The 25,107-nt window shown below is 70.5% G+C and carries 22 protein-coding genes; 16 read left to right on the forward strand and 6 right to left on the reverse strand.

From position 1 onward, the window contains the following. Positions 1 to 74: 74 nt before the first annotated feature. Both OHA25_RS25450 and OHA25_RS25455 read left to right on the forward strand, forming a co-directional pair. The gene (locus tag OHA25_RS25450; RefSeq protein WP_327590014.1) at positions 75 to 1,259 is read left to right on the forward strand and encodes an AAA family ATPase; all 1,185 of its coding nucleotides are present in this window, start codon (positions 75 to 77) and stop codon (positions 1,257 to 1,259) included. Between the two features lie 6 nt (positions 1,260 to 1,265). After that, positions 1,266 to 1,904, forward strand: a complete 639-nt coding sequence (locus OHA25_RS25455; RefSeq protein WP_327590015.1) for an RloB family protein — start codon at positions 1,266 to 1,268, stop codon at positions 1,902 to 1,904. A 54-nt stretch (positions 1,905 to 1,958) separates the two neighbouring features. Here the strand turns inward: OHA25_RS25455 and OHA25_RS25460 are convergent, their stop codons facing one another. After that, complete coding sequence (locus OHA25_RS25460; RefSeq protein WP_327590016.1) at positions 1,959 to 3,365, reverse strand: sulfatase family protein; 1,407 nt, start codon at positions 3,363 to 3,365, stop codon at positions 1,959 to 1,961. Positions 3,366 to 3,480: 115 nt separating this feature from the next. On the opposite strand from OHA25_RS25460, the gene OHA25_RS25465 reads away from it, so the two are divergent. Beyond that, positions 3,481 to 4,482 carry an LLM class F420-dependent oxidoreductase gene (locus OHA25_RS25465; RefSeq protein WP_327590017.1) on the forward strand — a complete coding sequence of 334 codons (1,002 nt, stop codon included), beginning with the start codon at positions 3,481 to 3,483 and terminating at the stop codon, positions 4,480 to 4,482. A 43-nt stretch (positions 4,483 to 4,525) separates the two neighbouring features. Here OHA25_RS25465 and OHA25_RS25470 read toward each other — a convergent pair whose 3' ends face one another. Together OHA25_RS25470 and OHA25_RS25475 are read right to left on the reverse strand one after the other, a co-directional pair. Further along, positions 4,526 to 6,463, reverse strand: a complete 1,938-nt coding sequence (locus OHA25_RS25470; RefSeq protein WP_327590018.1) for an FtsX-like permease family protein — start codon at positions 6,461 to 6,463, stop codon at positions 4,526 to 4,528. Between the two features lie 43 nt (positions 6,464 to 6,506). Then, positions 6,507 to 7,184, reverse strand: a complete 678-nt coding sequence (locus tag OHA25_RS25475) for an ABC transporter ATP-binding protein (protein WP_327590019.1) — start codon at positions 7,182 to 7,184, stop codon at positions 6,507 to 6,509. 91 nt (positions 7,185 to 7,275) lie between these two features. On the opposite strand from OHA25_RS25475, the gene OHA25_RS25480 reads away from it, so the two are divergent. Next, positions 7,276 to 7,923, forward strand: coding sequence for a response regulator transcription factor (locus OHA25_RS25480; protein ID WP_327590020.1), 648 nt, complete (start codon positions 7,276 to 7,278; stop codon positions 7,921 to 7,923). A gap of 46 nt (positions 7,924 to 7,969) precedes the next feature. Next, on the forward strand, positions 7,970 to 8,680 hold the full coding sequence (locus tag OHA25_RS25485) for a DUF4328 domain-containing protein (protein WP_327590021.1): 711 nt from the start codon (positions 7,970 to 7,972) through the stop codon (positions 8,678 to 8,680). Positions 8,681 to 8,747: 67 nt separating this feature from the next. On the opposite strand, the gene OHA25_RS25490 is transcribed toward OHA25_RS25485, so the two are convergent. Next, complete coding sequence (locus OHA25_RS25490; RefSeq protein ID WP_327590022.1) at positions 8,748 to 9,449, reverse strand: FadR/GntR family transcriptional regulator; 702 nt, start codon at positions 9,447 to 9,449, stop codon at positions 8,748 to 8,750. A gap of 60 nt (positions 9,450 to 9,509) precedes the next feature. Here OHA25_RS25490 and OHA25_RS25495 point away from each other — a divergent pair, with 60 nt between their 5' ends. The 3 genes from OHA25_RS25495 to OHA25_RS25505 are packed head-to-tail and all read left to right on the forward strand — an operon-like array spanning position 9,510 to position 12,161. Then, the gene (locus OHA25_RS25495; protein ID WP_327590023.1) at positions 9,510 to 10,241 is read left to right on the forward strand and encodes a (Fe-S)-binding protein; all 732 of its coding nucleotides are present in this window, start codon (positions 9,510 to 9,512) and stop codon (positions 10,239 to 10,241) included. Then, entirely contained in the window at positions 10,238 to 11,629 is a 1,392-nt protein-coding gene (locus tag OHA25_RS25500; RefSeq protein ID WP_327590024.1) for a lactate utilization protein B, read from the forward strand. Before OHA25_RS25495 ends, OHA25_RS25500 begins: the two co-directional genes overlap by 4 nt. Next, positions 11,616 to 12,161: a LutC/YkgG family protein gene (locus OHA25_RS25505; RefSeq protein ID WP_327590025.1), complete on the forward strand. Its 546-nt coding sequence runs from the start codon at positions 11,616 to 11,618 to the stop codon at positions 12,159 to 12,161. The genes OHA25_RS25500 and OHA25_RS25505 overlap by 14 nt, the downstream gene beginning before the upstream one ends. Here OHA25_RS25505 and OHA25_RS25510 read toward each other — a convergent pair. Continuing rightward, positions 12,151 to 13,161: a baeRF2 domain-containing protein gene (locus OHA25_RS25510; protein ID WP_327590026.1), complete on the reverse strand. Its 1,011-nt coding sequence runs from the start codon at positions 13,159 to 13,161 to the stop codon at positions 12,151 to 12,153. The genes OHA25_RS25505 and OHA25_RS25510 overlap by 11 nt on opposite strands. A 3-nt stretch (positions 13,162 to 13,164) precedes the next feature. Then, a complete protein-coding gene (locus OHA25_RS25515; protein WP_327590027.1) occupies positions 13,165 to 13,575 on the reverse strand; it encodes a DUF2795 domain-containing protein in 411 nt (136 codons plus the stop codon). A gap of 77 nt (positions 13,576 to 13,652) precedes the next feature. Between OHA25_RS25515 and OHA25_RS25520 the strand changes: the two genes are divergently transcribed. From OHA25_RS25520 to OHA25_RS25555, 8 genes are all read left to right on the forward strand, one after another. Further along, positions 13,653 to 14,732, forward strand: coding sequence for a GNAT family N-acetyltransferase (locus OHA25_RS25520; protein WP_327590028.1), 1,080 nt, complete (start codon positions 13,653 to 13,655; stop codon positions 14,730 to 14,732). Between the two features lie 204 nt (positions 14,733 to 14,936). Further along, positions 14,937 to 16,112, forward strand: coding sequence for a bifunctional cobalt-precorrin-7 (C(5))-methyltransferase/cobalt-precorrin-6B (C(15))-methyltransferase (locus tag OHA25_RS25525; RefSeq protein WP_305915221.1), 1,176 nt, complete (start codon positions 14,937 to 14,939; stop codon positions 16,110 to 16,112). Between the two features lie 70 nt (positions 16,113 to 16,182). Further along, the gene (locus OHA25_RS25530) at positions 16,183 to 17,025 is read left to right on the forward strand and encodes a sirohydrochlorin chelatase (RefSeq protein ID WP_327590029.1); all 843 of its coding nucleotides are present in this window, start codon (positions 16,183 to 16,185) and stop codon (positions 17,023 to 17,025) included. A 60-nt stretch (positions 17,026 to 17,085) separates the two neighbouring features. Continuing rightward, entirely contained in the window at positions 17,086 to 18,156 is a 1,071-nt protein-coding gene (gene cobT / locus OHA25_RS25535) for a nicotinate-nucleotide--dimethylbenzimidazole phosphoribosyltransferase (protein ID WP_327590030.1), read from the forward strand. 60 nt (positions 18,157 to 18,216) lie between these two features. Beyond that, entirely contained in the window at positions 18,217 to 19,185 is a 969-nt protein-coding gene (gene speB, locus OHA25_RS25540) for an agmatinase (protein ID WP_327590031.1), read from the forward strand. 80 nt (positions 19,186 to 19,265) lie between these two features. After that, a complete protein-coding gene (gene cobA, locus OHA25_RS25545) occupies positions 19,266 to 20,498 on the forward strand; it encodes a uroporphyrinogen-III C-methyltransferase (RefSeq protein ID WP_305915217.1) in 1,233 nt (410 codons plus the stop codon). Continuing rightward, a complete protein-coding gene (locus OHA25_RS25550; protein ID WP_327590032.1) occupies positions 20,495 to 23,407 on the forward strand; it encodes a dynamin family protein in 2,913 nt (970 codons plus the stop codon). Before cobA ends, OHA25_RS25550 begins: the two co-directional genes overlap by 4 nt. Next, a complete protein-coding gene (locus OHA25_RS25555) occupies positions 23,404 to 25,026 on the forward strand; it encodes a GTP-binding protein (protein WP_327590033.1) in 1,623 nt (540 codons plus the stop codon). The genes OHA25_RS25550 and OHA25_RS25555 overlap by 4 nt, the downstream gene beginning before the upstream one ends. Positions 25,027 to 25,107 lie beyond the last annotated feature (81 nt).

Below are 25,107 nucleotides of genomic sequence, written 5' to 3' on the forward strand. Positions count from 1 at the left end.
GACTTACAGGGAATCTCTTCGTAGAGCCGCTTGAAAGTGTAAGGTGACAACCGGTTCACCGTGGGGAGAACGCTATGTTGCTGCGATTCAGGGTCGCCAATCACCGGTCGGTCCGCGATGAGCAGACCCTCTCCTTCATCGCGGCTCCGCGCCGGGGGGAGCCGGGACGGATGAAACCGTTGTCGGTCGCGGGAATCTATGGTGCGAACGCGTCGGGGAAGTCCAACGTTCTCGATGCCCTGCGGTGGATGAGCGACGCTGTCTCGTGGTCGCACACTCAGTGGGAACCGACCGCAGGAATACCCAGACAGCCCTATAAATTCTCGAAACCCGGACTTGAGGCTCCATCGTTTTTCGAGATCGATTTTCTGCTCGATGACGTTCGCTATTCGTATGGCTTCGAGGTGGACGATGAGGCTGTTCTCGGCGAGTGGCTGAATTCCTTCCCTCATGGAAGGGCGAGAAAGCTCTTCGAGCGCACCAGCCCGACCGATGTATCCTTCGGGCGCGGACTCGGCGGTGAGTTGCACCGCATATGGCGGCTCACGCGCCCGAACTCGTTGTATCTCTCATGTGCGGCATCCAATAATCATCCGCTGCTGAGTGCCATCTTCAACGTGCTGGGAGGCCACACTCTCTTTGCCCGGCATGGCGAGCGAGACGAAAAACTTCGACTGAGCATTACGAGTGTGCTGCTGCACGGGAACGCTGCTCCGGAGCTCAACGAGCTGCTCCGGATAGCCGACCTGGGAATCGAGCAGGCCGAAATCGTGAAGACGACGTCGAGTTCGAAAATCGTCTTGCGCAGGCCAGGGCAACCTGTCCTCCTCGACCTGGAGGAAGAGAGTGCAGGAACCCGAGCTTGGCTGTCCCTGCTGGGTTACGCGCTGTTCGCACTCAGGACGGGCGGCGTTCTGGTTGCCGATGAGATCGACTCAAGTCTCCATCCCCTTCTGAGTTCGACGTTGATCCGGATGTTCAAGGACGCCGACATCAACGAGGAAGGAGCGCAACTCGTCTTCGCCTCGCATGACACAACACTCCTCGGCTCTCTGCTGAACGACGAGATTCTGGCAAGGGACGAGGTGTGGTTCACCGAGAAGGATGAATCCGGCGCCACTAATCTCTACTCACTTGCCGAGTTTCATACCCGACGGGATGAGAACATCGAGCGCGGCTACTTGCAAGGCCGTTATGGTGCGATGCCGTACCTCAACTTCGAGAACGTCCGCCAAATATTTCTGGAAAGGCGCCGATAGCAAGCCATGAGCCCCAGGCGTAGCCCCCCGCGCCTAGATCGAGTCGTCGGTCGGCGAGAGCCGAAGAAACGCGTTCTCATCGTATGCGAGGGCGAAGTAACCGAGGTCGAGTACTTTAAGGGAATTCGTGACTACTTTCGCTCCCTTCCTGTCGACATCCGAAATTGCAAGGTGGTCGGTCTCGGTCGGGATCCCGCGAAGCTGGTCGCGTACGCCCTGAGCGAGCGTGACAAAAAGGACCGGGAAGCGCGTGCTCAGCGGGATGCCAACATCACCTACGACGAGGTGTGGTGCGTCGTCGACGTCGACGAACACAAGACTCTCGAGCAGGCTCTGATCACGGCGCGTAGAGAGCACGTCAACCTAGCGGTCTCCCTACCTTGCTTCGAGCTATGGATTCTTTATCACTTCGAGGACTGCGTCACCGCCTGTGACCAGGTCAGAGTCGGGCGCAAGCTCAGAAACCACATCAAGGACTACGACAAGCACCTCGGCCGGGACTTTCCCTTCGCTAACCATGAGGTGGCACGAGAACGTGCCCGGAGGGCGGACCCGGAGCATTGCGAGCCCAACCGGAAGGGTCGAAACCCATCCACCAACGCATGGCTCGTCGTGGAGGTAATCCGCAAATCGGGTAAGAGCTGATACCCCGTCCCTTCCTGTGGGGAGGGGGCGGCTGCTGTCCTCACCGGGATCACGTCATTCCCGCATATCGGCCTCCCTACAGCTAACCCCGGAGCAGGCGACCATCCCAGCCAGCCGCTTGTCGAGATCGGCCAGCAGGGCGGGATCGGCGCTGCCCGCCAGGTTCCGCAACTGGTACGGATCCGTCTGCAGGTCGTACAACTGCCGCTCCCCCGTGTCGTACCGCACATACGTGTACCGATCAGTCCGCAACGCTTGATAAGCCGGCACAGGCGTCTGCTTGGCCGACGCCCGGTTGGTCGGCCTGGTGAACTCGACCAGCACGTTCTTGCGCCACTCTCCCGGCGACCGGCCCCGCAGCAGCGGCACCAGCGAGCGCCCCTCCGCGAACGCCGGCACCGCAGCCTTGCCGAGCTCGGCGACCGTGGGCGCCAGGTCCACCGTGGCCCCCATGCGCGAGATCGTGGAACCCGGCGCGACCCCCGGACCGCGCACCACGAACGGGATCTTGATCGCCTCCTCGAACGGGGTGGTCTTGCCCTGCGCGAGCCGATGCGTCCCGAGATGGAAGCCGTTGTCCGAGGTGAAGATGATGTAGGTGTTGTCCAGCCGCCCGGCCTCCCGCAGCGCCTCGACGACGGAACCGACGAGATCGTCCACACCGAGCATGGCCCGCAGTCGGGCGCGGAAACGCTCGTCGATCGCGTCGATCCTCGACTGGTCGAGCAGGGGCAGGCTCTGCATCCACAGCGGTTCCGCGCTCACGTCCTGCTGGTTGAACGACGGCGTCCGCGGCGCCGTGGCCAGCGGGAACGCCCCCGCGTGCTGCCAGGCGGGGTTGGCTGGGTTGTGCGGGGCGACCGGCCCCAGGTACAGGAAGAACGGGCCCTCGGACCCGGCGATGAAGTCGCGGCTCTTGCGGGCCAGCACGTTGGACAGGTAGTCATCCTCGGTCCAGCCGTAGTCGGCCAACGCGCCGTTCTCGTTGAGCCGGTAGCCGTACTCCTCGTAGAGGTTGCGCACCGGCACGGCCCACTCGTCCCAGCCGGGCGGCACGTACGTCTCCTCCGCGGCGCTGCCGGGGTAGTGGTTGAGGAACTTGCCCATCAGCGCCGTGCGGTACCCGGCACCCTGCATCCACGTCCCCAAAGTAGAACGTTCCAGACCTTGGGCATGGAAGCGGTCGAAGCCCCCTTCCGGCGCGGTATTGGTGAGAACTCCATGGCTGTGCACGTACTGGGAGCGCAGGATCGACACCCTGGACGGACAGCACCACGAGTTCGTCACGAAGAACCGGTCGAACGAGGCGCCCTCGCGCACCAGGTGCTGGGTGATGTTGGGGAAGTACGCCAGCGTGCCCGCCTCGAGGTCGTCGACCACGATGACGACGACGTTCGGCCTGGACACGCTCGCGGCCGCAGGCGGCTCGGCCGCCGGGAGCAGCAGAAGGAGCGAGAGCAAAAGGCAGGCAACGCGACAGAGACCCTTGACCACGGAGTGTGACTTCCCCGGAAGATCCTCCATTGACACCCGCGCCCGCCACAGCCGTAATAGAACTTAATTCCGGAGGTGTCCTATGAAGCTCGGGCTCCAGTTGGGTTACTGGCAACGCCACGCCGACGACGCGACCGAGACAGTGCTCGCGGCCGAGCGGCTCGGCTACGACTCGGTGTGGACGGCGGAGGCGTACGGGAGCGACGCGTTCACGCCGCTGGCCTGGTACGGAGCGCGTACCAGCCGCATCAAGCTCGGCACGTCGGTCGCGCAGCTCTCGGCCAGACCGCCCGTGACGACGGCGATGACCGCGATGACCCTCGACCACCTCACCGGCGGCCGCCTGCTGCTCGGCGTGGGCGCCTCGGGCCCGCAGGTCGTGGAGGGCTGGTACGGGCAGCCGTTCGCCAAGCCCCTGGCCAGGACGCGTGAGTACGTCGAGATCATGCGCAAGGTGTGGCGCCGCGAGGAGCCCGTGACGAGCGAAGGCCCGCATTACCCGCTGCCGCTGGCGGGCGGCCTGGGCAAACCGCTCAAGCTCATCACGCATCCGCTCCGCTCGGACATCCCCGTCTATCTCGGGGCGGAGGGCCCGAAGAACGTCGCCCTGGCCGCCGAGGTGGCCCAGGGCTGGCTGCCGCTGTTCGCGTTCCCCGCCAAGATCGAGGAAATGTACGGGGAGTCGCTGGCGGGGGCCTCCGAGGGCTTCGACGTGGCCGCCATGGTGATGGTGATCGTCTCCGACGACGTGCGGTCGGCGCTGGACGGCGTGAAGCTGATGCTCACGCTGTACATCGGCGGCATGGGCGCCAAGCAGCGCAACTTCCACGCCGACATCATCGGCAGGATGGGCTACGCCGAGGCCGCCGAGCACATCCAGGCGCTCTACCTGGCCGGGCGGAAGGACGAGGCGTTCCGGGCGATCCCGGACGAGCTGGCCGACGGCATCTCGCTCGTCGGCCCGCCCGGCCGGATCAAGGAACGCCTCGAGTCGTGGCGCAAGAGCCCGGTCACGAGCCTGCTGGTGATGGGACCGCGCGACGAGCACTCGCTGAAGCTGATCCGCGACCTCGTCCTGGGGTAGCACCGCGTCAGTCCTGGGCGAGGCCGGGGCGTGGGGTCCGGGGTCAGTCGGGGCGCGGAGCCGGGTCGGCGGTGACCGATCTGAGCAGCGGCCTGCTCATGGCCCCCGCCCCGACCACCCCGGCGAACCCGGCGACGACGCACGTCACCAGCGTGATCACCCCGACCGTGCTGACCTGGCCCATCATGAACGGCGTGGCGCAGAACGCCCCCACCAGGATCGCCCCGCCGCCCATCACGGCCAGCGGGATGAGCGTCTCCGCGCGCCGGGCCCGGTCGAGCACCTCCAGCGGCGTGCCGGCCAGCCGCAACAGCCCGTACGTCTGCCGCCGGTCCAGGATCGACGACGCGGCCGTGATGCCCGCGCTGGCGATGGCCACCAGGAACGACACCGACAGCACGACGATCGTGCCCACGCGGACGTCGGCCAGGATGCCGATGCCGAACCGCTGGTCGTCCGTCTCCGTCGTGGGCGTGCGGCCGGGGACGAGCCCGGCGAGCGCGGTGCGCGCCCGGTCCACCGTTGTCGCGTCCGCGGAGCTGCCCAGGGCGGCGACCACGGTCTGCTTCGACGCCTGCACGGTGGCCGGCACCTTCGCCGCCGCCAGCCGCTCGCGCGCCTGCTCGGTCACCTGCTCCACCCGCCCGGCGGGCGCCGTGACGCGCAGCTGGGGAGGCGCGGCGGCATCCCCGGTGAACGCGTCCGGGCTGAGCAGGCCGAGGAAGCCCGCCACGAAACCGGTCAGCGCGACGCCGCTCACCGTGCGCCAGGCCGAGCGCGGGTCGTCCACCAGCCTCCGGCCGGCCAGCAGCCGGGCCGGGCCGCGTGCGGTGCCCGCCGTGATCCTGCCGATCAGGCCCACCACCCACGGGCCGACCAGGTTGACGCACAGGAACGCCAGGGCGAGCGCCACGGCGACGATCGCGACACTGGTGCCCCTGGTCAGCATCGGGAAGACGGCCAGCACCACGAGCAGGACGAGCACCCGTACGAACCGCAGGGCGGGCGGCGTCTCCCGCTTGGCCACACCGAGCGGGCTCACCACGACCCGGCGCAGCCCGGCCACCGCCGACAACCCCACCAGCAGCGGCACCGCGACCAGCACCCCGGCGAGGACGAGCGGGCTCGGGAACAGGTCGCCGGCGAACCACGGCCCGCCCTGCATCTCGATCCCGGCCAGCAACGGCACGGCCAGGGCGAAGGCCGCGGCGCCCGCGAGGGCGCCGGCCAGCGCCACGATCATCGCCTCGGCCACCGTCATCGCCACGACCTGCCCCGGCGTCGCGCCGACCAGCCTGAGCGCGGCGAGGCGCTGGTCGCGCCTGGCCACCGTGAGCCTGGCCGCGGCGCCGCCGAACACCAGCAGCGGCACCACCATGAGCACGCTCGCGACGAGCGCGAGCGCCTTGTACGCCTCAGCGTCCTCGCTCGGTGTGCCAGCCAGGCTCGACACCCTGGTCGGCGGCTTGGCGATGATCCAGTCATCGCTGCGGGGCGCGGTCATCTCCAGCGCGTCCGGCGCGTGGCCGACGACCGCGACCAGCTCGTCCGGGTGGACCAGCGCCTCGTCCCCGAGGATCCCGCGCGGGTCCGGGTAACGCTTGGCGAGCTGGTCGGCGGGGAGCTGCCTGGCCAGCTCGGCGAGTGCGGGCGACAGCCACACCTCGCCCGGTTGCGGGAAACGCGGCATTCCGGGCGGAGCGGGCACACCTGGTTTCAAGGCGGCCAGGCCGACCACGGTGATCACCTGGTCACGCACGTAGTCGAAGCGCGACGCCTCGATCGCGACCGCGCCCGACGCGGCGGGGACCGGGTTGCGCCAGGCGCCGCGTTCGGCCCTGGCGTCGAAGGCGGAGTTCGCGGCCACGGCGAACAGCAGCAACGCCGTGGACACCGCGACCGCGCCCAGCGTGAGCCAGGTGCCCAGCAGGCCCCTGCGGCCGCCGCCTTTGAGCAGCCGCCAGGTCAGCTCGAGGTTCACGCGGCTCTCCCGCCCGCCGCTCGCGCCCCGTGCGGTACGCGGGTCATGCGCGTGCTCCGGTCGCCAGGAGCAGGCCGTCGCGGACCTCGACCGTGCGGTCGCACCAGGCGGCCACGTTCGGGTCGTGGGTGACCACGATCAGCGAGGCGTCGTTGTGCTTCGTGGCCTCGACCAGCAGGCGCATCGTGTCCTGCCCGGTCTGCTGGTCGAGCGCACCCGTGGGCTCGTCGGCGAACACCACGGCCGGCCTGCTCACCAGCGCCCTGGCGATCGCCACCCGCTGCGCCTGGCCGCCCGACAGCTCGCCCGGGCGCCTGGACTCCATCGTGTGCAGGCCGAGCGGCGCGAACCAGGCGCGCGCCTGCCGTACCGCCTGAGCCCTGGGCACGCCGCCCAGCATGAGCGGGAGCGCCACGTTCTCCTCGGCGGGCAGCTCGGGCAGGAGCTGGCCGAACTGGAAGACGAAACCGAAGCGAGTACGGCGCAGCGCGCTGCGTTTCCGCTCGCCCATCGCGTCGATGCGCTGCCCCAGCAGCTGCACCTCGCCCGCGTCCGGCTTCATGATCCCGGCCAGGCAGTGGAGCAGGGTCGACTTGCCGGAACCGCTCGGCCCCATGATCGCCACGGCTTCACCGGCCCGCACCGTGATGTCTACGCCGCCCAGGGCGACCGTCTGCCCGAACCGTTTGGTCAGGGCTCGTCCAACAAGCACATCGTTCATGACGTACAGGGTCCCGGCGGGCCGGGGGGCGGGGGATCGGCCGTGCGTCCATACCGCCATCGGCCGAACGGCTGATCTCTAGAGTTGGGGCGTGACTATTCGGGTTCTCATCGCCGACGATCAGCAACTGGTACGCACGGGCTTCCAGATGATTTTGGACGCTCAATCCGACATGGAGGTGGTCGCGGCGGTGGCCGACGGAGCCGAGGCCGTCGCCGAGGCGAGACGGCTGCGGCCGGACGTGTGCCTGCTCGACATCAGGATGCCCAAGCTCGACGGGATCGAGGTGACCAGGATCCTGGCCGGTCCAGGGGTGGACAATCCGCTGCGGGTGGTCATCGTCACGACGTTCGATCTGGACGAGTACGTGTACGGGGCGTTGCGCTCGGGCGCGACCGGGTTCCTGCTCAAGGACAGCGGGCCCACGCTGCTGATCGAGGCGGTCAGGGCGGCCGCGGCGGGCGACGCGCTGGTGTCGCCGTCGGTGACGGTACGGCTGCTGCAGCATCTGACCCAGCCCCGGCGCGCCATGCTCCCGGCGAACGACCCGCTGACCGACCGCGAGCTGGACGTCGTGCGGCTGGTGGCCAGGGGACGCACCAACCAGGAGGTGGCCGCGGAGCTGTTCGTGTCCCTGTCGACGGTCAAGACGCATCTGGGAAACATCCAGGCCAAGCTCGGTGTCAGAAATCGGGTGGGAATCGCAGCTTGGGCGTGGGAATCCGGCGTGGTGAGCTGATTAACGACGGGGCTCCCGGGATAGAAGTGAATGAGAACCTCAGCGCATGGCCCGGGGGGAGAACATCGTGCGCTACACCCAGGCATCGCCTACGAGAGCCGCCTCTGCCGTATACGTGACGCTCGCCGCGCAGGTCCTCTCCCTCGCCGCTCTCGTGGTCTTCGAACACGCCCGCGGGCACCGGCTGGCCGCCCAGCTCGCCGAGTTCGGCGGGCGGCCGCATGGGGCCGACGCGGAGGCGGTCGTGGGCGCCGTGACGGTGTTCGCGCTGCTGATGATGCTGGTTGCGGGCACGTCGATCGCGGCGGGCGCCGCCTACGTGACGTGGCTGGTGCGGGCCAGGCAGGCCAACGACCGCTCCGCCCCGACAGGTCCGGTCGCGGCCGCGTGGCTGATCCCCGGCATGAATCTGTTCGCTCCCGTGATCCTGGTCGACGAGGTGTGGCGGGGCGCGAGGCCGCCCGCGGGGCAGCGAGGGCGATGGTTGTCGCTGCTCGCGGCGTGGTGGGTGAGCTGGCTGGCGATGCTCGCGCTGATCACCGTCCGGCTGCCGCTCGACGCGTCCGCCGGGGATCTGACAGGGGTGGGGGTGCTGGAGCTGGGGTGCGCGGCTGTGGCGGCCGTGTTGTGCGCGTGCACCGTGCGGGAGCTGACCCGGCTGCAGCGTGGCGCCCGCTCTCCGCTCGCCACCATCCGCACGTTCTCCCACGAGTCCCATCCAGCCCCAGGCTCCACACCGCTCGGCCGCACCAGCTGACCGCCGCCAGGCGCGGGTGGCCTGCGCCGTGCCCTCCAACAGGGCTGGTCAACATGCGGAATGACGATCAATGGCCGCTCGAGAACAGCGACGGGTACGCGTGCGCCAGGTGCTCGGAGACGGCTCGGGCCGCTTCGTCCGCCTCTCCCCGTTCGATGGCCTCCAGGATACGTACGTGGTCGGCGCGCAGGATCGACGTGTCGCCCAGCCGCTCGACCGCTTCGACCGCATACCTCCGCATCGAGTCGCGGAGCGAGCGCATGATGGCGGCGATGAGCCGGTTGCCCGACGCGTCCGCGATCGCACAGTGGAAGGCCGTGTCGTGCTCCACGAACTCCTCCGCCGTCCGCGCCTCGTCCATCCCGGAAAGCGCGGCGGCGAGCGCCGAGGTGTCGGCCCGCGCCGCGGCGGCGCGGGAGGCCGCCCACTGCTCGATCATGTGCCGGGTGTCGATCACCTCGCGCAGCTCCAGGCTCGCCAGCCCCAGATGCAACCTGAGCAGGTCCGTCAGCGCCGAGTCCGGGCGCGAGATCAGCACCGCGCCCGCGTCCGGGCCTCGGCCCACCTGCGAGGACACGACGCCGAGCGTCTCCAGCACGCGCATGGCCTCCCGTACCGACGAGCGGCTGACGCCGAGCTGCTCGGCGAGCTGGCGCTCGGCGGGCAGGCGGTCGCCGGCCGTCAGGCCGTCCTCGGCGATGCGCCGCTCGATCTGCGCGAGCACGTCCTCGAACGTCCGCGTGCGCTTGACCGGACGCCAGCCCTCCACAAGAGCCTCCTGATATGGTCGGACCATACTGTGGTCAGACCATACCTTGGAAGGAGAGCCGTGCGAGTCGCCCTGTTCATCACGTGCGTGAACGACACGCTCTTCCCCGGCACCGGAAAGGCGGTGGTGTCGCTGCTGCGCAGGCTCGGCTGCGACGTGGACTTCCCCGCCGCCCAGACGTGCTGCGGCCAGATGCACGTCAACACGGGCTACCGCACGGAGGGCGTGCGGCTGGCGCGGCACTTCACCGAAGTCTTCGCCGGGTACGACGCCGTCGTCGCGCCGTCGGGCTCGTGCGCGGCCATGGTTCGCGAGCAGTACCCGAAGCTGGCGCGCCCGGGCAGCAAGGGGGCGGCGGCGATCGCCGAGGTCGTGCCCAAGGTGTATGAGCTGTCCGAGTTCCTGATCGATGTGCTGAAGGTCGAGGACGTCGGCGCATATTTCCCGCACCGGGTGACATATCACCCGACGTGCCATTCGCTGCGCGGACTGCGCCTCGGTGACCGGCCGACCCGGCTGCTCCAGCACGTCCGGGGCCTGGAGCTGGTGCCGCTGCCCGAGGCCGAGGAGTGCTGCGGTTTCGGCGGCACGTTCGCGGTGAAGAATCCGGCCGTCTCCGCCGCGATGGGCGCCGACAAGACCCGCAGCATCCTGGACACCGGCGCCGAGGTGTTGTGCGCGGCGGACAACTCGTGCCTGATGCACATCGGCGGCACGCTGAGCCGCCAGAAAACCGGGGTCAGGACGATGCACCTGGCCGAGATCCTCGCGTCGACGGAGGAGGCCCAGTGAGTGCGACATTCCTCGGGATGCCCGGAAATTTCCCAAAAAACGCTGAAAAAGCTGTACAGAACTCTCAGCTCCGCTTCAATCTCCGCAAAGCCACCCACACCATTCGCGGCAAGCGGGCGAGCGTCGTCGGCGAGCTGCCCGACTGGCAGGAGCTGCGCGCGGCCGGCAAGGCGATCAAGGACCACACGCTCCGCAACCTCGACCGCTACCTGGTCCAGATGGAGGAGGCCGTCACCAGGGCGGGCGGCACGGTCCACTGGGCCAGGGACGCGGCCGAAGCCAACCGCATCGTCGCGGACCTGGTCAAGGCCACGGGCGAGACCGAGGTGGTCAAGGTCAAGTCCATGGCCACCCAGGAGATCAACCTCAACGACGCGCTCGCCGCGGAGGGCATCACCGCGTACGAGACGGACCTGGCGGAGCTGATCGTGCAGCTCGGCGACGACTTCCCCAGCCACATCCTGGTCCCCGCCATTCACCGCAACCGCTCGGAGATCCGGGAGATCTTCCTGGAGAAGATGCCCAAGGTCCCGGACAACCTGACCGACGACCCGCCCGCCCTGGCCGAAGCCGCCCGGCTCCACCTGCGCGAACGGTTCCTCAAGAGCAAGGTCGCGATCTCCGGCGCCAACTTCATGGTCGCCGAGACCGGCACGCTGGTGGTGCTGGAGTCCGAGGGCAACGGCCGCATGTGCCTGACCCTTCCGCGGACGCTCATCAGCGTGGTCGGGATCGAGAAGCTCCTGCCCTCCTGGCGGGACCTGGAGGTGTTCCTCCAGCTCCTTCCGCGCAGCTCCACAGGCGAGCGGATGAATCCCTATACGAGCATGTGGACAGGGGCGGTGGAGGGCCAGGACTTCCATCTGGTGCTGCTCGACAACGGCCGCACCGACGTGCTCGCCGACGAGGTCGGCCGCCAGGCGCTGCGCTGCATCCGCTGCTCGGCCTGCCTGAACGTGTGCCCGGTCTACGAGCGGGCGGGCGGTCACGCGTACGGCTCAGTCTATCCGGGCCCGATCGGCGCGATCCTCACGCCGCAGCTGCGTGGCATGGGCTCGGACCTGGACGCCTCGCTGCCGTACGCCTCCAGCCTGTGCGGCGCCTGCTATGAGGTCTGCCCGGTCGCCATCGACATCCCGGAGGTCCTGGTGGACCTGCGGGCCAAGGCCCCGCACGCGGCGGCCGAGCGGGCCGGCATGAAGGTCGCCGGCTGGATCTTCAACGACCACACCCGGCTGGCCAAGGCCCAGCGGGTGGCCACCCGGCTGCGCAAGCTCGTGCCGAAACGGCTGCCGGGCCCGCTGTCGGCGTGGACCGACACCAGGGACATCCCCGACATCCCGGAAGAATCCTTCAGAGACTGGTGGGAGCGGAATGAGCGCGCGTGACGAGATTCTCGCCAGGATCGGCAGAGCCGTCGCCGGGGCGCAGGACGTCGAGATTCCCCGCGGCTACCGTACGACGCAGCAGGTGGAGGACCTCGTCGGCCTGTTCGCCGAGCGCGTGGACGACTACCGGGCGATTGTGCACGTCCTGCCCGCGGCGGAGGTGCCCGCCAAGATCGACGAAATCGTCGCCGGGCGGCGCATGATCAGGCCAGGCGGCGACGGGTGGGAGGATCTCAACACCGCCGACGGCGTGGTGACCAGCTGCGCCGTGGCAATCGCCGAGACCGGCACGATCGTCCTCGACCACGGCCCCGGCCAGGGGACCAGGGCGCAGACGCTGGTCCCCGACTATCACCTGTGCGTGGTCAGGGCCGACCAGATCGTCTCCGGCGTCCCCGAGGCCATCGCCAGGCTCGACCCGGCACGCCCGCTGACCTGGATCAGCGGCCCGTCGGCCACCAGCGACATCGAGCTCAACCGGGTCGAGGGCGTGCACGGCCCCCGAACGCTGGAAGTGATCATCAGTACCTGAGTACGGCCGCCACGTCCTTGACGTCGTCGGTGAACCACAATTCGGCGTCCGTCATCGCCGCCGCCCTGGCCAGCGCCGAGTCCGCGCGCTCCCGGACCGGGTCGTCCACACCCCAGCGGCGCAGCTCCTCCGGGTCGGTGGCGAGCTGGGTGCCGCCCTCACCGATCCAGACGGGCTTTGGCAGCTCGCCTGGCGAGAGTACCGCGTGCACCCGGCCCTCGCGCAGGGCGTGCGCGACGCGGGACACACCGACCGGGCCCGACGCCTCCTGATGGCGTTCGAGCAGCTCGGCCCGCCTGCGGTCGAGCCAGTCGTCGAGGGCCTTCTCCACGTCCTTCTCGAACTGGCCGTGGTCGGCGCGGCTGCCGTGCTCGACCATCAAGACGCGGTCGGCGGACTTGGTGCCGAGATGATGCAGCAGGTACGAGCGCGACTTCGGCTCGCCGGCCACCAGGATCAGGTCCGCGCCGATCCGGCGTACCTGCTCGTCGATCTCGTGCGCGACGGCCACCGCGTTCTTCTCCCACGTCTCGTCGACCGCCCGCTCGTACCGCTTCTGCGACCAGCCGCCCTGCGCGGTCTTCTGCAGCGGCCACTCCTCGGCCTCGACGATGGTCCGGCGCGGCGACCCGCCCCCGAACACCGTCACCTCGGCGCCCGCGTGGTCCACGATCACGCGAAGGTGCGGCACGTTTTCACCCCGCTGCATGAGCATGGGCGTGACGTGCGGCAGCGGCGACCACACGGCCAGCTCGTACGGCGCCCGCAACAGCGACTCGGCCAGCGCCACCTCACCATGCGTGGCGAACAGAGCCCGCCCGGCCGCGGCCTCCTTCGCCTCGGGCTCCAGCGCGTCCAGCGTCGCCGAGTCGGCCCCGTCGAGCTGGTCGCGCATGGCGCGCCACTGCTTTTCCCGCTCGGCGCCGGTGAGCGCGCCCAGGTACACGGACGCGTAGGGGCCACGCCTCTCGTACAGCGGTCGGATGAAGTCGAGCCGCACCAGTCACCACCTCCGCTTTTCCACGCCGAGCCCAAGTGCCTTCGCCACCTCGGCCACGTTGGCGTACCGGCGATCGGGGAGGGACCCGACCATGTCCGCCACCCGGTCCGGCGCGCCCGCACGCTCCGCATGGCTCACCAGGTCGTCCTTCGACGCGGGCCACTTGCAGTCGCTGAGCCACTTGGCCAGGTCGCTACGGACGTCGACGCCCCGCTGGGTGATTCCCTCGGGGGTGCCGGGCTCGTGACCGGGCGGGTACGACTGCTCCGACCTCTCACCGGGCGCCGGCATGTCCTCGGGCTCCTTCCATTCCTCGGCGTGCGTCGTGCCGCCGCCGCGGACCATGCCCTTGGTCTCCTGCTTCTGCTGGTCGTCCAGACGGGGGCCGTGCTTGTCGCTCCCACGTTGCTCCATCGTTCCCTCACTCCTCTCAACTGCGCCCCTACCCCCGCTTTCGTGGGCAAACATCGCGAGTGTGTACCCTGCCGACCGTGTTCGATCCCGACGTCAGCATCGTGACGGCCCGGCTCACACTGCGGCCGTTCGGCCCTCAGGACGCCGCCCGGATCCGGTCGATCGTGGAGTCCGGCGTGCGGTTCCTCCCGCCCGGCGCTCCCTCCCATGTCTCCGGCGTCGCCCCATGGCTGGCGCACGGCGTGCACGAGCTCCGCAAGTCAGGTCAGGGCGTCCATCTGGCCATGACGGACGTCGACGGGGTCGTGGTGGGCGCCATCAGCCTGTTCAAGACCTCGTGGAGCGCGGGCACGACCGAGGTCGGGTACGGCGTGCACCCCCTCTACCGGGGCCGCGGCCTCGCCACCGAGGCGGTGCGCGGGCTGGTCGAGTGGGTGTTCGAGGCCACCGAGCTGCGCAGGATCGACCTGACGGCCAACCTGGACAACGCCGCCTCGCTGCGCGTCGCCCAGAAAGCGGGCTTCACCTGGGAAGGCGTGCTGCGTTCCGCGGTCATCGACGACGACGGCCAGCATGATCTGGTCGTGTTCGGCCTGCTGCGCGGCGACGGCCGCCGCCCGGCTCCCACGCTGCCCCGGGCGGAGCTGCATACCCAGCGTCTGCTGCTGCGCCCGCTCGCGCCCGCCGACGTGCCCGACCTGGCCGCCACCGCGGCGGACCCGCTCACCCAGGCCAGGACGGGAGTGCCGCGCGGCTACACCGAGGAGCACGCGCGGACGTTCATCGAGAGCGTCGAGCGGCTCCGGCTGCGGGGCGCGGGCATCGGCTGGGCGGCCGTACATCCGGAGACCGGCCGGTTCGCCGTCAACGTGGACCTCAGGGACATCGATTGGACGAACCGGACAGCCGAGGTCGGCTATATGACGGCCCCATGGGCACGCGGCCGCGGCTACGCCGGCGAGGCCGTGCTGGCGGTCGCGCGCTGGCTGTTCGAGAGCCACGGCTTCCACCGGCTCCAGCTGCGCGCGGCCGTCGGCAACCCGGAGTCCCAGCGGGTGGCCGAGAAGGCGGGGTTCACCCGCGAGGGCGTCGCCCGCGCCAGCCTCGCCGGCGAGGACCTCGTCGTCTTCAGCCTCGTCCCCTCCGATCTCGTCTAGGGCGAGCGGCCGCTCTCCGCCCCGGCTCGCCGCTCTGTGTTTATGGTCGCGCTCGCACGGGGCTCCGCTGGTTACGCAAGCTACCGCTCTCCGCCCCAAGCTCGCCGCTCCGACCTGGCCCGGGGGCATACCGGACTGACCCTTGCACCCTTTGTGAAACCCGTCCGCAACCGTCACCCTTGAGGTGGAGGAGAGTGAGGCGCCATGATCACGGTTGTCGGCTGGGACGGATCCGAGCTGTCGGCCAAGGCGGTGGACCGGCTGCACGAGGCGAGGCTCGTTGTGGGACCCGACGCCATCGTCGGGCAGCTCACGCTGACGGCGCAGACCGCGGCCGACGAGTCGCTGCTCCAGACACTCGACGACCACCTCGAACAGGGCGAAGGGCCCGCCGTCGTGATCGCGGAGGGCGATCCCGGCTTCTTCGGCGTCGTGCGCACGCTGCGGGCGCACGGCATCAAACCCGAGGTGCTGCCCGCGAAATCGCTGGTCACGCGGGCTTTCGCCTGCGCCGGGCTCAACTGGGAGGACGCGCTCGTCGTCGCCCCGGCCGGCCCGCACCAGCTCAACCGCGCGGTGAACGCCTGTCGCGCCCATCCCAAGGTCGCCTTGCTCGTCGCGCCGGGCGTGGGCCCCGGTGAGATCGCCAGGGAACTGGCCCCCACCACGCCCCGCGCGCTGATCGTCTGCGAGGATCTCGGCGGCCCCGACGAGCGGGTCACGCACAGCCGCATGGGCGAGGCCACGACCCGGCCGTGGAAGGATCCCGACGTGGTGCTCGTCATCGACCCGCTGCACCAGCCCAAGGAGCACAGCTGGGTGGCGGGGGCGCAGCCGGGTCCCGCCGAGTGGGCGCTGCCGTTCGAGAGTAGGATCCCGGCGGAGGCGCGGGCGTACATCCTGGCCAAGCTGGGCCCCCGGCTCGGTGACCTGGTGTGGGACGTGGGCGCCGGCGTCGGCGAGATCGCCGTGGAATGCGCCAGGATGGGCGCGGCCGTCGTGGCCGTCGAGCGCGAGGAGTCTCTGTGCGCCAAGTTGCGCGCCAACGTGCTCGAGCACGGTGTGAAGGTGGCCTTGACCAGGGGACAGGCGCCGCCGGCGCTGGAGCCGCTGCCCGACCCGGACGCGGTGTTCGTGGGTGGCGGCGGGCCGGACGTGGTCGTGGCCTGCGCGGCGCGCCGCCCGCGCTCGCTGGTGTGCGCGCTCAACAAGATCGAGCAGGTCTCGGCCGTGCTGGAGCGGCTGCGCGAGCAGGGCTACCGCGGCGAGGGCACCCAGATCCTGGCCTCGAAGCTGACGCTCAACCCCGACGGCTCGCACCGTTTGACCACCGCGGACCCCGTGTTCGTGGTGCATGCGACGCCATTGCACGCAGCGTGACCTGTTCCGTACCGGGGCCTATCGGTTATCCTCTCGTGACTTTGTCCCCCGCAATGGAGATTCCCTCACGATGAAGCCGCCGCTCCTGCTGATCGGGCAGGGCTCGCACGATGACGCCTACGCTGCGGAGTTCGGTAGGTTCGTCCACCGTCTCCGCTGCCGCCTTGACCATTTGGCCGCCGATGTCTCTGGCGGCTATCTGGAGCGGGCCACGCCGCGGCTGAGTGATTCCGTCGCCTCCCTGGTCGCCAGGGGGCATCACCGCCTCGTGGCGCTGCCGCTGAGCCTCAGCCGGGTCAGCGACGACTTCAGCGCCGCCATGGAGCTGGAGCAGAAGCGGCACCCGACGCTGATGTACGACTACGGCCGCCCGCTCGGGCCCGACCCCCGGGTCCTCGCGCTGCTGGCCGAGCGGCTCAACGAGGCCGCCGCCGAGATCTCCAAGCCGGCGCGCCCGCTCGAGCTCGTGGGCGCCCGGCCCCGGCTGCGTGCCGTCGACACCCTGCTCGAGGAGTCCCTGCACGTGGAGCCGGGCGAGACCGCTGTCGTCCTGGTGGGCGAGGGCTCGACGGACGCGTCCGCCAACGCCGAGGTCCACCGGGTGTCCAGGTTGTTCTGGGAGATGCACGCCTACGACTTCATGACCGTGGAGACCGCGTTCGTGTCGGTCACTCCTCCGGGGGTGCCCGGCGGGCTGGAGCGCTGCCGCCGCCTGGGGGCCAAGCGGGTGATCGTGGTGCCCTACCTGCTGTTCGCGGGCGGCATGCTGGAGCGCGTGTGGGCGCAGGCGCTGGCCTACGGCGCGGGACATCCCGATCTCGACATCCGCTGCGCCGAGGTGATCGGCGACTGCGAGACCCTGGCTGACGTCGTGATCGACCGATACGAGGAAGCGCTCCAGTTCGTTCCGTAGGCCTTCCGACCTCATCCCCTCAGCCTTCCCACCCCGAAGGCATGTCAGTGGAGGTACGCCATGCTCGCTGAGACGCTCGCCGCGATCCGCCCCGCCGATCCGGTGGCGGTCGCCGAGGCGCGTGCTCACCAGGATCGCCTCACCAAGCCCCGAGGCTCACTCGGCGCCCTCGAGGAGCTCGCGATCCGCCTCGCGGGCGCTGCGGGCCTCTGCCCGCCGCCGATGCCCGCTCCCGCGGCGCTGGCCATCTTCGCGGCCGACCACGGCGTACACGCCCGCGGCGTCACCCCGTGGCCGCAGGAGGTCACGGTGCAGATGGTGGCCAACTTCCTGGCCGGCGGCGCGGTCGCCAACGCTTTCGCCGCGCAGGCCGGCGTGACCGTGACCGTGGTCGACGTCGGCGTCGCCGCCGACCTGCCCGACGCGCCCGGCCTGGTCAAGCACAAGATCGGGTACGGCACCGCCGACCTGTCGCAGGGGCCCGCCATGACCGTCGACCAGGCCGTCCGAGGGCTGGAGGCCGGGATCACGGTGGCCCGTGACCTGGTGGCCTCGGGGGCGCGCTGCCTGATCACCGGCGACATGGGCATCGCCAACACCACCGCCTCCGCCGCCCTGATCGCCGTCTTCACCGGCAAGGACGCGGCCGAGGTGACCGGCAGGGGCACCGGGATCGATGACGAGACGCACGCCCGCAAGGTGGCCGTCGTCCGCGACTCCCTGCGGATGAACGGGCTACCGGCCGACGTGTCCTCCGCGAGCGAGGCGCTGCGCGCGCTGGCCGCCGTCGGCGGCTACGAGCACGCCGCCCTCGCGGGTTTCATCCTGGGCGGCGCGGCGGCGCGCGTCCCGGTGATCCTGGACGGCGTCATCGCCGGCGCCGCCGCCCTCGTGGCCGCCGCGCTGGACCCGGCCGCGCCCGACCACTGCGTCGCCGGGCATCGCTCGGCCGAGCCCGGTCATGCCGCCGCGCTCACCCACCTCGGGCTGCGCCCCCTGGTGGACCTGGAGATGCGGCTCGGCGAGGGCACCGGCGGGCTGCTCGCCCATCCGATGGTGTGCGCGGCCGTGCGGGTGATGCACGATGTGGCCACGTTCGACTCGGCAGGAGTGACCGAGAAGCCGGAGTGATGGAGGTCGGGTTTGTCCCGTTATGGCGCGATGTATGGCCCGGATGTCACGTTCTTGGGCGTGGACCGCTGCAATGTCGGCGACCCAGCGAGCTACGAGGGCGCCGATGTGGTGATCATCGGGGCTCCGTTCGACGGCGGCACCTCCAACCGGCCCGGCGCCAGGTTCGGCCCGAACGCGTTGCGTCAGGCGTGCTACCTGCCCCACGACGGGTCCAGGCCGAGCCTGGCGCTGCGCGTGGACGCGCTGAAGGACCTGCGCGTCCTCGACGCCGGTGACGTGGAGTGCTATTCGGGCGACGTCGAGGGCTCACTGACGGCGATCGAGGAGGCCGTGCACCGCGTCGCCTCCTCGGGCGCGATCCCGCTGGTGCTGGGCGGTGACCACACCATCGCGCTCCCTGACGCGCGCGGCACGGCCAGGGCTCACGCGCCGGGCCGCACCTCGATGATCCACTTCGACGCGCACGCCGACACGGGCGACCACACCTTCGGCCACCACCTGTACGGCCACGGCCAGCCGATGCGGCGGCTCATCGAGTCGGGCGCCATCCGCGGCGACCGGTTCCTGCAGATCGGGCTGCGCGGCTACTGGCCCGAGCCCGCGACGCTCGAATGGATGGCGCGGCGGAACATGCGCTCGTACGAGATGACCGAGGTCGTCGCGCGCGGGCTCGACGAGGTGCTGACGGAGTCGTTCCAGATCGCGCTCGACGAATGCGACCAGGTCTTCCTGTCCGTCGACATCGACGTCTGCGACCCCGGCCACGCGCCCGGCACCGGCACGCCCGAGCCGGGTGGACTCACGGCCCGGCAGCTCCTCGACGCGGTGCGCAGAATCTGCTACGAGCTTCCTGTGGCGGGGATGGAGCTGGTGGAGGTGGCGCCGCCGTATGATCATGCGGACATCACCGCGTACCTTGGGAACCGGGTTATTCTTGAGGCACTGTCAGCGATGGCCAGACGCCGGAAGGACGATGAGGGCGGGCCTCGCTGGGATCCCCGACGGCCACTTCTCGATGGTCGTTAACCCAGGCGCAGCAAATGAAGGATTGAGAGCCGGTAGGTTTACCTCCTAAACACAACCTTCGCGAATGGGAGATTCCCCTCATGGGTCCCTACCTCCTCGGCCTGCGGCTTTCCGGCCGCCGGGTGCTCGTCGTGGGCGGCGGCCGCGTCGCCCAGCGGCGTGTCCCCGCGCTGCTAGAGGCCGGTGCGGAGGTCACCGTCGTGTCGCCGAGCGTGACTCCGGCGCTCGACGACCTGATCGCCGCCGGGCGGGTCACCTGGCACGCCCGGCCCTACGAGGTCGGCGACTGCGACGGGGCCTGGCTCGTCCAGGCCTGCACCGACGAGAGATCCGTCAACACCGCGGTCGCCGCCGAGGCGGAGGCCAAGCGCGTGTGGTGCGTGCGGGCCGACGACAAGGACGCCTCCGCCGCGTGGACGCCCGCCTCGGGGCGGGTCGACGAGATCAGCGTGGCCGTCACCGCGGGCGGAGACCCGCGCAGGGCCGCCGGCATCAGGGACGCGGTCGTCGAGGCGCTGCGTGACGGCACGGTCGAGGCCCGGCGCAACCGTACGAAACCGGTCGGTGTGGCCCTGGTCGGCGGCGGGCCCGGCGACCCCGGCCTGATCACCGTGCGGGGACGGCAGCTCCTGGCACAGGCCGACGTGGTGGTGGCGGACCGGCTGGCCCCCCGCGCCCTGCTCGATGAGCTCGCGCCCGACGTCGAGCTGGTCGACGCCGCCAAGGTGCCCTATGGCCGGTCGCTGTCTCAGGAGACGATCAACGAGCTGCTCGTGGACCGGGCCAGGCAGGGCAAGTTCGTGGTCCGGCTCAAGGGCGGCGACCCGTTCGTGTTCGGGCGGGGCGGCGAGGAGATGATCGCCTGCGCCCGGGCCGGCATCCCCGTGCTGGTCGTGCCCGGCATCACCAGCGCCGTGGCGGTGCCCGCGGCGGCCGGGGTGCCGGTGACGCATCGCGGGGTCAGCCAGGAGTTTCACGTCATCTCGGTGCACGTGGCGCCGGACGACCCCAAGTCGACCGTCGACTGGCCCGCGCTGGCCCGTTCCGAGGGCACGCTGGTGCTGATGATGGCGGTCGAGCGGCTGGCGAAGGTGGCTGAGGCACTCGTTCGCGACGGACGTTCTCCGGAGACTCCCGTAATGGTGGTACAGGACGGTACCCTTCCGACCCAGCGGGCGGTTATCGCCTCGCTTTCCACCGTGGCCGACCGCGTGTCCGCGGCTGGGATACGGCCGCCGGCGATCGTCATCGTCGGCGACGTCGTCAGGGTCGGCCAGGAGGTCGAGATGGTTCGAGCGGAGCGCTTGCCGTGAACACGGCCATGGATGACGGACGACCGGAGTCGCTGGGGGAGCAGACATTGAGCTTCCGGCCAGTGCGGGACGACGACACGTTCGACGCCTTCGCCCCGGCCGGCGGAGCCAAGGCCACGCGGCCTGAGGCCCCACACCCGGCCGGCGGCCGGACCGGGCGCGAGGAGCCGGCGCCCGAGGACAGCCGGCCCGGCCGGGCCGAGCCGTCGGCTGGTGATGGGCGGGCTGGCCGTCCGGGGCCGTCGGCTGGTGATGGGCGGGCTGGCCGTCCGGGGCCGTCGGCTGGTGATGGGCGGGCCGGCCGCGAGGAGCCGCGGGCCCAGGAGGCGGGCGCGCCTGGTGAGTCCCCCCAGGGCGAGGCCGTCGCCGACCGTTCCGGCGCCCAGAAGCCCGCCGAGTCCGTGAACTTCTTCGCCCCCCGCCGACCCGCCACCGGCACCGGCCGCTCCGCACCGGAGCCGCCGCCCGCCTCCGCGGGGCGTTCCACAGCGGAGCCGCCGTCCGCTTCCGAGCCTGAAACGCTGGCCGCTTCCGAGCCCGAGACGCCCGCCGCTTCCAAGCCTGAAGCGCCGGTCGCTCCCGGGCCCCGCCCGGAGCCGAGGAAGCCCGAGGCACCCGCCAACTCGACCCCGTCCGGTGGGCCCTCCCTCTTCGTGAAACCTGCCGCACTCGACGGCCCGGCCGTCGGCGAGACCTCCGCCGAGCAGGAGACGCTCGCCCGTGACGAGCCGGCGACCGCACCGGCCGCCGAGCAATCGGACGGCGAGCTGCTGAACACCGAGCAGCCGGTGGACGCGGGACCGTCTGACGAGCCACCAGGCGATGCGGAGGCGCCCGGCGAGGAGCCGCACTCTCAGGAGCCGTCTGCCGGGGAAACGGCCGACGCGAAGGCATCGCCGGACGCTGAGGCATCGGACGCTGAGGGCCTGCACGACGCTGACGAGTCGCATGTCGAGGATCAGCCGTCACCCGAGGATGAGCCGGTCGCAGCGGAAGAGCAGCCGCCCGCCGGCGATCCGCCCGCTGAGGGACCCGGCGCCGACGAGCCCGAAACCCCCGAGCCCGAAACGCACGAGCCCGAAAGGCACGAGCCCGAAACCCCCGGGCCCGAAACGCACGAGCCCGAAAGGCACGAGCCCGAAACCCCCGGGCCCGAAACGCACGAGCCCGAAACGCACGAGCCCGAAGCCCATGAGCCTGAGGCCGGCAGCTTGGGATCCGACGGGAACGAAGGCTCTGGCGAGGCCTCGGCGACCCGCACCGAGGAGTTGCCGGCAGAGGCCGCGGCGGCACTCGCGGCGGCACTCGGCACGTTGCGAGAAAGCGTCGCCGACCTCCGCTTCGGCCTGGACCTGCCCGGCGCCGAGGAGGCCAGGCAGGCGCAGGCCGACCTGCTGACCCAGCTCGAGGACTACGTGCTGCCCCGGGTCAAGACCAGCACCGCCCCCGCCCTCATCGTGGTCGCGGGCTCGACGGGCGCGGGCAAGTCCACCCTGATCAACTCCCTCGCCGAACGCAACGTCTCGCGCACCGGCGTACGCCGCCCGACCACCGGCACCCCCGTGCTGGTCTGCCACCCCGAGGACCGCGACTGGTTCACGGGGGGCGAGCTGCTCGGCAACCTGGAGCGGCTCGACCAGCCCTCCCCGAACTCGGGGATGCGCGGCATCGTCATCGTCGCGACGGAGAAGCTCCCGCAGGGCGTCGCGCTGCTCGACACCCCCGACATCGACTCGGTGGTCGAGGAGCACCACGAGGTCGCGCACCGCATGCTCGACGCCGCCGACCTGTGGATCTTCGTGACCACAGCGGCCCGATACGCCGACGCCCCCGCCTGGAACCTGCTGAAGCTGGCCAAGGAGCGGGGCGCCCGCCTGGCCATCGTGTTGTCGCGGGTACAGCAGAGGTCCGCCGACGTGGTGCTGAAGCATTTCGTCCGGATGCTCACCGAATACGGCCTGGGCGAGATCGACCGGTTCGTGATTCACGAGTCGAAGGTCGAGGACGGCAGGTTGCCCGACAGCGAGGTCACCGACCTGCGAATGTGGCTGGCCGAGCTGTCGGTGGACGAAGAGCGGCGCGCCCAGGCCGTACGCGAGACGCTCAACGGCGTGCTCGACAGCTTCCGCACCCGCGTACCGGCGCTGGCCAAGCATCTGGAGGCGCAGGCCGCGTTCAGGACCGAGCTGCGCAGCGACGTGGAGGCGGCTTTCTTCAGCGCGCTCAGCGCGATCGACAAGGCGTCGAAGAACGGCTCGCTGCTGCACGGCGAGGTGCTGGCCCGCTGGCAGGACTTCGCCGGCTCGGGCGATCTGATGCGCTCGCTGCGGCTGCGCAAGCGGGGCAGGGCCGCCAGGCAGGCACCCGAACGGGTGCTGGCGTTCAAGGCGGCGATCCGCACCGGCCTGGAGTCGGTGATCGTGGCCGCCGCCAACCGTGCCGCTGAGGAGGTGGCCGCGCGCTGGCGGCACCGCTCGGAGCTGGGGGCCAAGCTCGGCGAGGGCCTCGACAGGCCTTCGGACGATCTCGTACGGCACACCAGCCGGGCCATCGCGTCCTGGCAGGAGCACCTGAGCGAGCTGGTGCGGACGGAGGGTGTGGCCAAGCGGTCGGTGTCGAAGCTGGTGTCGTTCGATCCCGACTCGCTGTCACTGATCTTCATGGTCGCGATGTTCCACGGCAGCAACGGCGAAGGAGTGCCGCATCGGCTGGTCAACGCCCTGCTGGGCGCGGAGTCGCTGCGCGGCATCGGCGCCAAGGCGCTGAGCGACCTGCGGGCCAGGATCGGCATGCTGTTCGACCAGGAAGCGCTGCGTTACGCGCAGGCGCTCGATTCCGCGGGCATTCCCGACGAGTCCGTCGCGACTCGGCTTTACCAGGCAACGTACAACCTTGAGGTCGCTCGATGACCACGATGACCACCAGGCCGGGCCTCGCCGCGCGGCTGACCGCGCTCACCAAGGTGGTGGAGCTGGGCCCGGGGCGGCTCGACAGGAAGCTGCTCAACGAGACCAACGCGCTGCTGCAGCGGGCCGGAGAACGCCTCAAGCTGTCGTCCGAGCACACCGTCGTCGCCCTCGCGGGCGGCACGGGCAGCGGGAAGTCGTCGCTGTTCAACGCGATCTCCGGGCTGGAGCTGTCGCCCACCGGCGTACGCCGGCCGACCACGGCCCGCACCCACGCCTGCGTCTGGGGACTGGAGGGCGCGGCGCCACTGCTCGACTGGCTGCAGATCCAGTGGCGGCACCGCTTCTCCCGAGCCAGCGCGCTCGACAAGGGCGACAGCCAGCTCCACGGACTCATCCTGCTGGACCTGCCCGACCACGACTCGATCAGGGCACTGACCGACACCGAGGCCGACCGGCTCATCGGGCTGGCGGACCTCGTGGTGTGGGTGCTCGACCCGCAGAAGTACGCCGACGCCTCCACGCACCGGCGCTACGTGACGGAGCTGGCAGGGCATGACGCGGTGACGGTGTTCGCGCTCAACCAGGCCGACCGGCTCACGACCGAGGAGCTGGCCGAGCTGGTCATCGATCTCAACGACCTGCTGCGCCGTGAGGGCGTCGAGCATCCGAGCGTCGTACCCACCTCGTCGGTCAGCGGGCGCGGCATCGAGAGCCTCAAGAGCGTCATCGCGACCGCCGTCGCCCGTCGGCGTGCCGCCATCCAGAAGCTCGAGGCGGACCTGCACCGACTGGAGCAGCGTCTGGCCGAGGCCATGCCGCTGGGCGAGTCCCTGACCGCCCCGTCGTCGGTCGACGAGGCCCGCAGGATGGGGCTGACCGACGCGTTGTGCGACGCGGTGGGCGTGCCGGCCGTGGGCGAGGCCATGGAGAACGTCTACGCGGAGCGGTCCAGCCAGTGGGTCGGGTGGCCGTATCCACGGTGGTTCGACAAGTTCCGCTCCGATCCGTTGAAGAGCCTGCGTCTTGAGGACGTGGGGGATGAGATCCGCGGCATCACGGCGGGCTCGGTCAGCGCCCAGTCGGCCGAGGTGGCCAACGCCGTGCACGCGCTGGCCGACGGGCTGTCCATGGGCATGCACCCGGTGTGGCGTACGGCGGTGCACCAGGCGGCCAGGTCCCGCGCGGGCCAGTTGCCACAGGCCCTGACCGAGGACCTCACGGAGGTGGCGCCCCAGCTCGACCGGGTGCCGGGGTGGTGGCGGCTGCTCAAGGTGTGGCAATACTTCCTGGTGGCGGCATTCCTGGCCGGGGCGGCCTGGCTGGCGGTCGGCCTGATCATGCCCGGTCGGCTGCCGGCGGGGCTGGAGCTGCTGGGCGACAGCGCGGCGCTGCCGTGGGTGGGGCTCATGATGGCTTCGGTGCTGGGCCTGGGCGCGCTGTCGGGCATCGCGTCCCGCAACTTCGTGGAGCTGGGGGCGTCGAAGGAGCGGGAACGGCTCGAGCGCGAGATGAGGCGACGGGTCGCGGCCGTGTCGGCGACGATGGTCGTGGAGCCCGTCGAACGCGAGCTGACCCGCCACCACGCCTTCTACACGGCTCTGCGCGATCTGTCCGGCTGACATCTCATCCTGCACCCTCTTGCCGGCCGGGACCGGCGTCTCGGCCTGCGGGTTGTGGCGGGCGGATGTTCTCGGCTTGCG

Origin of the sequence: Nonomuraea sp. NBC_00507 (assembly GCF_036013525.1) — a bacterium.
Lineage (GTDB): Bacteria > Actinomycetota > Actinomycetes > Streptosporangiales > Streptosporangiaceae > Nonomuraea.